Origin of the sequence: Lachnoanaerobaculum sp. ICM7, from assembly GCF_000287675.1 — a bacterium.
Lineage (GTDB): Bacteria > Bacillota > Clostridia > Lachnospirales > Lachnospiraceae > Lachnoanaerobaculum.
Map to the genome: position 1 here is coordinate 40383 of NZ_ALJL01000020.1, position 9295 is coordinate 49677.

Consider the following 9295-nt stretch of genomic DNA (forward strand, 5'->3'; position numbering starts at 1 on the left):
ACTGAAGATTAAAGGAAGATTATCTCTACATTATGATTACATTAAGAGTTTAAACTTGAAACTAAAAAACGATATGGAATATCCCATATCGCTTGGTTTTATCTTATGAAGTTTGTATGTACGTCTTTTTTAGTATCCGGATAAGGGATACCGTTTTCTTTTGCCAGTGCAAAGCTTCTCATCATCCAAATCATGTTTTTTGCAAGATTTCTCATTGTCTGCATTCCTTCAAGGTCTTTAGCGGCATCTTCAGCTACTGCCCCATGTGAGATATTCCAATAGGTTGAGCCTGCTATCGGCATCTGAGTAATACCGAAGTATTTATTGAGCACATCAAAAGATGCTGTTGTTCCGCCTCTTCTTGCTACAGCAACAGATGCCCCCGGCTTAAACTTAAAAGGATTTTCTTCAATACCTCCTGCCGCATAGAACACGCGATCAAGAAATGAAAGTATTCTTCCTGAAGGGTGAGCATAGTATACAGGTGTTGCAAAGATAAAACCGTCAGCTTCCTTTGCCTTTTCTATAAACTCGTTTACATCGTCATTAAATACACATTTAGCATGTGTGTAGCAGTATCCGCATTGTATACAGTCCTGTATCGGCTTATTTCCAAGCTGAATCACTTCGGTTTCTATATTTTGTGATTCAAATACTTTTTGCATTTCTTTTACAGCCTGCATTGTAGTACCGTTTTTGTGACTGCTGCCGTTTACAAATAAGACTTTCATTGATTTTCCTCCTGAAAATTTGAGCAAATTTATAGTGAAACATTATAGTATAAGTCTCTCCGGACAACAAGTATAAATCTTGTTTTATTCTAAGAACAATTTGATCCGATTATCTTCACATTATGTTTACATTAAGAAAAGTATTTTTATATAGCGACTTTACTTAAATGCGATATAATAAGAAAACAAAATAATTTAGGAGTATATATGGAAAAGAAAGATTGTAAAATCCTGATAATAGATGATGAAACAGAACTGTCAAAGGTTTTAGGAGATATTTTAAAAAGTGACGGATATACTGATATAGAATATGCCGATAATCTAAAGAAAGGAAGAGAGAAAATAGACAGCACTCAGATTCATCTTATTTTACTTGATGTAATGCTTGGTGACGGAAACGGATTTGATTTTTATGAGGAATTAAAAAGAGTCGGCATATTTCCAAAACTTCCTGTTATCTTCCTGTCGGCAAGAGATGAGGATGAAGACAGACTTCACGGTCTTGGATTGGGAGCGGATGACTATATAACAAAGCCCTTCCTTCCAAAAGAATTGTTACTACGTATCGGTGCGGTACTTAGAAGATGTTATTCACTTGATGAAAACACATCAGATATTATTTTAGGTGAAAGCAGAGTTTCTATAGATGGAGGTATTGTAAAAAAGAATGGAGATGTCATAACCTTGACAGCCAAAGAACTTGCATTATTTTCAATTCTTTATAGAAATAGAGGTAGGATAGTAACCACAGATATGCTTTGTGAAGAGCTTTGGCCGGACGGCAGTTTCGGACTTGAAAATTCCTTGATTGTGCATATGCGCCATTTAAGAGAAAAGATAGAAAAAGATCCTTCAAAACCGATTTTTCTAAAGACGGTAAGAGGTCTGGGATATAAGATGGAGAAGATATGAGAAAAAGCCCGGAGAGAAGATTACAATTTATACTGTGGGTACTTGTTTTTGCCATAGCCATATTGTTTGTGGATTTCATAATCTGTATGGCTGTGATGTACAAAAGCTCAGATATAAACTATACGGATGCAAGCGATATAATGGACAGCTTATCATATAATAGCGGTGAATATATTTTAAGTGATGAAGAAAGTACACAGTTACAAAAGAATAATGAATTTGCTTTTTTACTTGATAGTACCGGAAATATTACATGGTCTGAAAACATGCCTGAATCTTTAAAAAAATCAAAGTATACTTTACAGGATGTAGCTAAGTTTACAAGGTATTATCTGGATGACTATCCTGTACGTACTTATATAGTCAGTGAAGACAGATTGCTTATAGTCGGAAAGTTGAATGCGGATATATGGAAATATACTTTGGAATATGATGCAAATAATGTTTTGACATTCTTGGAAATAACACCTGTATTATTTATTTTTAATATAATTTTGTTTATCTTTGTTTCGATAAGGATGTATAAGGCAAGACAAAGAAGAATAGAGGAAGAAAGGGTAGAGTGGATTGCCGGAGTTTCTCATGATATCAGAACACCGCTTGCTGTTATTTTAGGTAATGCACAAATGATTCCTAAAGAAAGCAGTATTGATGAAATAAAAAGAAAATCCGAGATTATTGAAAGTCAGGGGCTTCGTATCAGAGCCTTGGTAGAGAATTTAAATATTACAAGTAAGCTGGATTTCGGTACAAAAAGATTTGAAAAAACTAAGGTTTTTCTAAGTGTACTCATTAGAAAGATTGTAAGTAATACGATAAATTCACTTGATATTGACGCACAGTATAAGTATGATTTTGAACTGAACATAGATGACGAAATGCAAAAATATGAAGTTTTATTAAATGAAGAACTGTTTGAGAGAGCTGTTGTAAATATTTTAAATAATACTATTCGTCACAATCCCGACGGATGCCAAGTATATATAAATCTATATAAAGAAAATAAAAAAACGATTTTGGAGATAGGAGATAGCGGAATCGGGGTATCGGCTGAAATTTTGCAAAGGCTGAATCAAAATGCATATGCTGAGACCAAAAGTGTAGGAAAACATGGACTTGGACTTAAGATAGTTAAGAAAGTAGCAGCATTTCATAGATGGAAGGTGAGATTTTATAACGGTGAGGATGTGGGATTTGTGTGTAGGATGGAAATAAAATAGGTAGTAGTGAAGATTGACAGTGATTTATTATAATGTTATTCTATAGACACAGGTGGGAATTCCCACAAATTAAGCATTTATTTTAGAGGAACTTATGAATACAAGTATAAGAGAATATGATGCAAAGTTAGATTCAAAGAAAAGGATTACTTTAAGAGGATGTATATTTGAGTACTACCATGTGAAAGAGAAAGAAGACGGTACAATACTGCTTGAGCCTCGTGAACTTAGAGAGCCTTTCCGAATTTCTGAGAATACATTACATATGATGGATACAGCAGTTGAAAATATTAAAGCCGGGATTACATCAGATGAAATCGACCTGTCTGAGTTCTAAGGTGAGATATGCATAAAATAAAATTGGGTGTACCTGAGATGAAAAGTCTTTGGGAGAATCTCTCATCAAAGGTAAAGAATAAAACTGCAAATAAGGATGAATAAAAGCAATATAAAAAGATAGGTAAAGCACTTAAGTTATTGTCGGAAAATCCAAGATATCCGGGTCTGCAAACACATGAGATAGATTCTTTATCAAATAGATATGGATTAAAGGTGTGGGAGTCATATTTGGAAAATAATACTCCGAGAGCAGGTAGGATTTTTTGGGTGTACGGACCGGAAAAAAACGATATTACCGTCATCGGATTGGAACAGCACCCTAATGATAAATCTAATGCATACAAGAAAATTACATTATCTAAGTTTGGCGAAGAAGTAGGTTAAAAAATAAGAGGGCAAGTACCCTCTTATTCTTCTTCCCAGAACAATTCATCTAAAGTCTTATCAAGTGCGCGGCAGATGGATAGACATAGGCGAATTGTGGGATTGTAGTCTCCCTTTTCTATAGCATTTATTGTTTGACGGCTGACTCCTACCAGATCCGCAAGCTGCTGTTGGGAGAGGTCTTTGGCAGCTCTGGCGGATTTTAATTTAAGGTTTTTCATAGTTCTCCCTTATTCCTCATCTTTTTTATACCTGTCTATAATCAATTTTATTACCAAGTTTAAAGCTAAAATAATAATGGCAACAGCTGCAATAAGATTTATGCCTTCTCTAAACTGTAATACTCCATCTTTAAACAATGTGTGATCTGATACAGACCTTATTAAGTAGTAGGCATTTAATAAAAATATAATGATATAGGTGATAAATTGCTTTATATAATTATTCTTTTTATAACTGCCGCAGGCGTCATTAAAAATAATATAAGTATTCAGCACAATACCTGATATAAAAAGTATTATAACACTTATGAGATCATTTGAAATAGGTAATGATACAATATCTTTTGTGAATACATGTAAAGGTGAAAGTATCATTACGGTAAAGTATGCATAAGTATAACCACGTCCTCTAACAGCCAACTGTCTTTCATCATATTCTTCTTTCGACTTTTTTGAATTAAAAGCCAAAACTCCAAATACACCTGCAAAAAATAAACCAATCATAAAATATTCCATAAAAACTCCTTCCAGACAAAATGTCATATATGTTTTACATCATCAATATAACTCTATAATTACATTATGTCAAGTATATTTTACCTTATGTAAGATTATATACTTGATTAAAGCATTTATAATTGATATAAATAGGATGTATCAAAATAGAAAGGAGTTTTCCTATGAAGAAATTCGTGCTTATCGTAGTGGCTGTTGTCTGCGGTCTTGTTCTTTTTGCTTTTGCTAAAGCTGATTTTATGGCGGATAAATATTATGGTGTATTTATTGGAATCAGCAAAGAAGATGGAATGAAGCTTAATAATTACAAAGTCCTTGTACTTGAACCGACTGAATTTAATAAAGATGATATAAAGAAACTACATGAGAAAAATAAAAAGATATATGCCTATCTTAATATAGGGGCTTTGGAAAACTATCGTCCATACTATGAGGAGTTTAAAGATAAAACACTTGGTACATATGAGAACTGGAAAGATGAGTCATGGATGGACGTATCTGATAAGAACTGGCAAGACCTTATAGTAGATGATCTTGGGAAAAGTATCGCAGATAAAGGCTTTGACGGATTTTTTATAGATAACTGTGATGTGTATTATCAGTTTGAGAATGAAAAGATATTTGGCGGACTTTGTTCTATACTTAAGGGAATTCGAAAATATAATCTTAATATTATAATAAACGGCGGAGATACATTTGTAAGCAAATGTATAGATGAAAAAAATGCAAAGGAAATGTTTGATGGAGTCAATCAGGAATGTGTATTTACAGATATAGATTTTGAACATAAAACATATACTGAAAAGAGCATGGAAGAAAGAGGGTACTTCATCAAATATCTGGAAAATGTTAAATCACAGGGACTTAAAGTTTATATTTTAGAATACGGTGCAAACAAAAGTATGTTAAGAGAAATTAAAAACTTTTGCAATGAAAACGGATTTCACTTTTATAATGCAAAAAGTTTGGAATTAAGTTAATTGATAATACCCAAAGGGGTATAGCCATATTGCATAAAAATATAGAATTATATATTGACTTTATTTATTAGAATGCTAAAATATCTATTTGTTACAAATTTTTATTTTTATATACTAATTTGAATTACTTGAAGGGAGAAAAATGAAAAAAATAGCATTATTTGCCGGAATCGGTATTTCGTTATTTGCATTGGCAGGATGTAGTAATCAAAAGAGAGTTGTAGGTTCCAAGGGAGATCAATATACAGTAAATAAGGATGTACAAAAGGTTGACAATGACTCTTCAGAAAAGGAATATGAGCCATATACAATCACTTTAAATCTTGAGAGATCGGGTGCCGGACAAAATATGGAAGAGACATTTACCTCAGCACCAAAGAGGGTGGTAGCAGACGGTGATCAGATGGTTGATTTTTTTCTGGATTTAGGTCTTGAAGATCATATAGCAGGATTTACAAGAGGTTCATGCCTTGATACGGTAAATGATTTTCCGGCAAGAGATAAATTAAATAAGATTCTACCTGACGGACAAAATCTTAATAAAGCATCTAAGGAGCAAATCCTAAGTTTAAATGCGGATTTTATGATAGGATGGGATTCTCTTTTCTCAGATGACAATTTCTCTGTAGACTGGTGTCTAAAGAATAATATTATTCCTTATTTCCCATATTCATGTTCAGATAAGGCAACTATGGAAGATGTATATAAGGATTATGATACTCTGGGACATATCTTCGGTGTAAGTGATTTGGCCGAGCAAAGAGTTCAGGTTATGAAGAATACAATAGAAGAAGTAAAGAATACGCTTGGTGAAGATGTTTATAAAAACCCTGTTTCAGTGTTTGTATATGACTCGGGTGAGGATGCACCTTTTACAGCTTGTCAAGGAATACCGGGAGATATGATTAAGCTTGCAGGCGGTATTTCAATCTTTAATGATATTGATAAGGGATGGGCAACTCCTTCATGGGAAGAGGTTGTTGCAAGAGATCCTGATGTAATACTTATACTTGACTATGATCATGATACTGAGGCAAAGAAGAAGTTCCTTGAGACAAATGAATTCACAAAAAATCTTCGTGCAGTAAAGGAAGGTAGAATTTACAGTGCAAGTTGTTCAGATATGCAGGGCTCTGCCGGTTCTGCAAATGCCGTAAAGCTTATGGCAAATGAATTCTATCCTGATAAATTCAAATAATATTTTAACATTTAAAGCTGTCACTGATTGTGGCAGTTTTATTTTAGGAGTTAATATGTCAAAATTTAAAAAACACTTTTTACCGCTTGAGTCAAAAAGTACATATTTAGGATTTATATTAATTATGGTACTGATACTTTGTGTTTCAATAGTAATATCAATAATTTTAGGAAGTGTGGACATTGAACTTAAGGACATTGCGGGATTTTTAGCCAATAAATTCAGTGGTAGGAGAGTAGTGGAAGTCACATGGGATAAAAGTATTGAATCTATAGTATGGGATATCAGATTCCCAAGAGTATTCGTTGCATTCTTTGTTGGAGCAGGACTTACACTTTGCGGAATTATAATGCAGGCTTTAACAAAGAATACATTGGCAGATCCCTATGTACTCGGTATTTCACAGGGAGCATCTGCAGGTGCGGTATTTATGATAATGTACGGATCTTTGTTTTTTTACGGTCCTTACGGTACAATGCTTGGTGCATTTATAGGTGCTGTAATTTCTATAATCATTGCGCTTAATATAGCAAAAATAAGAAATAAGATAACGGCAACACAGCTTATACTTGCAGGAATAGCGGTAGCCGCGCTTTTCGGAGCTGCAACAAATCTGATGATTTATATGCAAAGAACAGGCTCGGATAAAGTAAAAACCGCACAGTACTGGATGATGGGTTCGCTGAGCGGATCAACATGGGAAAGGCTTTTATACGTAAGCATTACATTTTTACTTTGTTTTATAGTTATTTATTCCATAAGAAAAATGCTTGATGCGATGCTGTTAGGTGATGATGTGGCAATGACACTTGGTGTAAATACTTCAAAGTTGAAGTTGATTATGATATTGGTGGCGACATTGCTTACCGGTGTTATCGTTTCAATAAGCGGAGTAATAGGATTTGTCGGGCTTACCATTCCACATATTACAAGGTCAATTGTCGGAAGTAAGCATACAAGGCTTATACCTGCCGCAACTTTGGTGGGAGGAACATTCCTTGTGGTGGCTGATGTCATATCAAGAGTTATTATTTCACCGGAAGAATTGCCTATAGGAGTTGTTTCCGCATTCTTTGGAGCACCATTCTTTTTATACTTGATTAAAAAATCCAATAACGGAGGAAGAGGATGATAAAGCTGGAAACAAAGGGAATCACTTATTCCATTGACGGAAAAATCATAATTGACGGAATAGATATAAGCGTAAAAGAAGGAGAGCTTGTAGGTATTGTAGGACCTAACGGTTGCGGTAAGTCTACACTTCTAAAAAATATCTATAAGGTATTTACTCCGGATAGCGGTGCGGCATTTATAGACGGAGAGGATCTGTCAAAACTTTCCAACAGAAAAACGGCAAAAAAGATGTCTGTAATGCAACAGGAAAATATTGTGGATTTTGATATGACAGTTTATGATATGGTGATGCTTGGAAGATTTGCACATCAAAAACTTTTCTCGGGAAGCAGTGAAGAGGATAGAATTATTGTAAATGAGTATATCAAGGAGGTTGGACTTTCGGGATATGAAAACAGACATTTTCTTTCATTATCAGGTGGAGAAAAGCAAAGAACTTTACTGGCGAGAGCATTGAGCCAGAAAGCATCCTTAATACTTCTGGATGAACCTACAAATCATTTGGATATAGGATACCAGTATCAAATCATGAATATACTTAAAAGACAAAGCCTGACAATACTTTGTTGTGTACATGATCTTAATATAGCGGCAGCATATTGTGACAGAATTATTTTGATGAAAAACAAGAAAATATTTGATGTCGGAAGTCCGAAAGAGATGCTGACAAGAGAAAATATTAGGGCGCTTTTTGATATAGATACAATGATAATAGAAAATGAGAAAACCGGCAGACTGAATATAATCTTTATGCCGGAGCTGTAAAAGACACAGGATAATAAATAGTGTGAATGAGATTATCATTTGCACTATTTTTTGCTTTATAGACAGCTGTATAAAACATTATAAATATAAAAAATAAGAAAAGTTTAAGAAAAAAACTTTCAAAGTATCATTTGATAGTTCCAAAAACATAAAAAATAGAGTAGAATAGTAGGGATTTAAAAATCAAATTTTATTGTTATTAAGGAGGTGTAGGGTTAATCGGGTAAATTTTCATTTTTTTGCAAAGCAAGAATGCAATAAAATGAAGTCTTTGTTTATATGGATAAGGGCTAGATTCGTATAAACAAATTTCATTCTTCTACTAAGAAGATTGTTTTAAATTAAATTGGGCAGTTTATCTATGCAAGAGGGTAAACAAAGGTAAAATAAAGGATATAAAATCAAGGGCAGATTACTTGGGCTAGGTAAGAAACCCTTATTTTGAGAATAAAAACAAGGGTAACTTACATGGGCTAGGTAGGAAACTCTTGTTTAAGGTGCGAAAAATACGATTTTAGATTCTTTATATTTCATGGAGGATAACAAGATAATGATTTTATTTTGTACGAAAAGAAAAATAGAGGTGATATATGAAAAAGAAAAGTATACTTAATTACGCAGGATTACTGGCAGTTTCTACTCTGTGTTTTTTAGGTTTTACAACTACTGTTCATGCAGAAGGATGGGATAGTACAAGTGGGGAGTGGAAATACCTTGATAGCGCAAATAATCCGGTATATGAAGCTTGGAGAATGTCGGGTGACGCATGGTACTATTTAGGTGATGACGGTAATATAGTTAAAGATTCCATGGTTACAATAGGCGATGGCATTTACTATTTGAATGCTGATGGAGCTATGGCAGCTAATCGTTGGGTTCTTGCAAAAGATATCGA

The 9295-nt window shown here is 33.9% G+C and carries 11 protein-coding genes and 1 pseudogene; 9 read left to right on the forward strand and 3 right to left on the reverse strand.

Going from position 1 to position 9295, the window contains the following annotated elements; all coding sequences use genetic code 11:
- Nucleotides 1–98: 98 nt before the first annotated feature.
- A complete protein-coding gene (locus tag HMPREF1140_RS05070; protein ID WP_009662811.1) occupies nt 99–731 on the reverse strand; it encodes a flavodoxin family protein in 633 nt (210 codons plus the stop codon).
- Between the two features lie 207 nt (nt 732–938).
- Between HMPREF1140_RS05070 and HMPREF1140_RS05075 the strand changes: the two genes are divergently transcribed.
- The 4 genes from HMPREF1140_RS05075 (at nt 939) to HMPREF1140_RS13725 (ending at nt 3586) form a co-directional block, all read left to right on the forward strand.
- Complete coding sequence (locus HMPREF1140_RS05075) at nt 939–1643, forward strand: response regulator transcription factor (RefSeq protein WP_009662813.1); 705 nt, start codon at nt 939–941, stop codon at nt 1641–1643.
- Nucleotides 1640–2863: a sensor histidine kinase gene (locus tag HMPREF1140_RS05080; RefSeq protein ID WP_009662793.1), complete on the forward strand. Its 1224-nt coding sequence runs from the start codon at nt 1640–1642 to the stop codon at nt 2861–2863. The genes HMPREF1140_RS05075 and HMPREF1140_RS05080 overlap by 4 nt, the downstream gene beginning before the upstream one ends.
- Before the next feature lie 94 nt (nt 2864–2957).
- Complete coding sequence (locus HMPREF1140_RS05085; RefSeq protein ID WP_009662807.1) at nt 2958–3200, forward strand: hypothetical protein; 243 nt, start codon at nt 2958–2960, stop codon at nt 3198–3200.
- Between the two features lie 230 nt (nt 3201–3430).
- Nucleotides 3431–3586, forward strand: coding sequence for a hypothetical protein (locus HMPREF1140_RS13725; protein WP_242822866.1), 156 nt, complete (start codon nt 3431–3433; stop codon nt 3584–3586).
- 23 nt (nt 3587–3609) lie between these two features.
- Here HMPREF1140_RS13725 and HMPREF1140_RS05095 read toward each other — a convergent pair whose 3' ends face one another.
- Both HMPREF1140_RS05095 and HMPREF1140_RS05100 read right to left on the reverse strand, forming a co-directional pair.
- Complete coding sequence (locus tag HMPREF1140_RS05095) at nt 3610–3807, reverse strand: helix-turn-helix transcriptional regulator (RefSeq protein ID WP_007591857.1); 198 nt, start codon at nt 3805–3807, stop codon at nt 3610–3612.
- Nucleotides 3808–3816: 9 nt separating this feature from the next.
- The gene (locus HMPREF1140_RS05100; RefSeq protein WP_009662810.1) at nt 3817–4323 is read right to left on the reverse strand and encodes a hypothetical protein; all 507 of its coding nucleotides are present in this window, start codon (nt 4321–4323) and stop codon (nt 3817–3819) included.
- 164 nt (nt 4324–4487) lie between these two features.
- Here HMPREF1140_RS05100 and HMPREF1140_RS05105 point away from each other — a divergent pair, with 164 nt between their 5' ends.
- From HMPREF1140_RS05105 to HMPREF1140_RS05125, 5 genes and pseudogenes are all read left to right on the forward strand, one after another.
- Nucleotides 4488–5303 (forward strand): endo alpha-1,4 polygalactosaminidase, encoded by an 816-nt coding sequence (locus HMPREF1140_RS05105; RefSeq protein WP_009662831.1) that lies wholly within the window; start codon nt 4488–4490, stop codon nt 5301–5303.
- 142 nt (nt 5304–5445) lie between these two features.
- Nucleotides 5446–6501: an ABC transporter substrate-binding protein gene (locus HMPREF1140_RS05110; protein WP_009662819.1), complete on the forward strand. Its 1056-nt coding sequence runs from the start codon at nt 5446–5448 to the stop codon at nt 6499–6501.
- A 55-nt stretch (nt 6502–6556) separates the two neighbouring features.
- Nucleotides 6557–7633 (forward strand): FecCD family ABC transporter permease, encoded by a 1077-nt coding sequence (locus HMPREF1140_RS05115; protein ID WP_009662798.1) that lies wholly within the window; start codon nt 6557–6559, stop codon nt 7631–7633.
- Nucleotides 7630–8400, forward strand: a complete 771-nt coding sequence (locus HMPREF1140_RS05120) for an ABC transporter ATP-binding protein (protein WP_009662828.1) — start codon at nt 7630–7632, stop codon at nt 8398–8400. The genes HMPREF1140_RS05115 and HMPREF1140_RS05120 overlap by 4 nt, the downstream gene beginning before the upstream one ends.
- A 590-nt stretch (nt 8401–8990) precedes the next feature.
- A pseudogene (locus HMPREF1140_RS05125) lies at nt 8991–9295 on the forward strand (N-acetylmuramoyl-L-alanine amidase family protein); the annotation flags it as partial.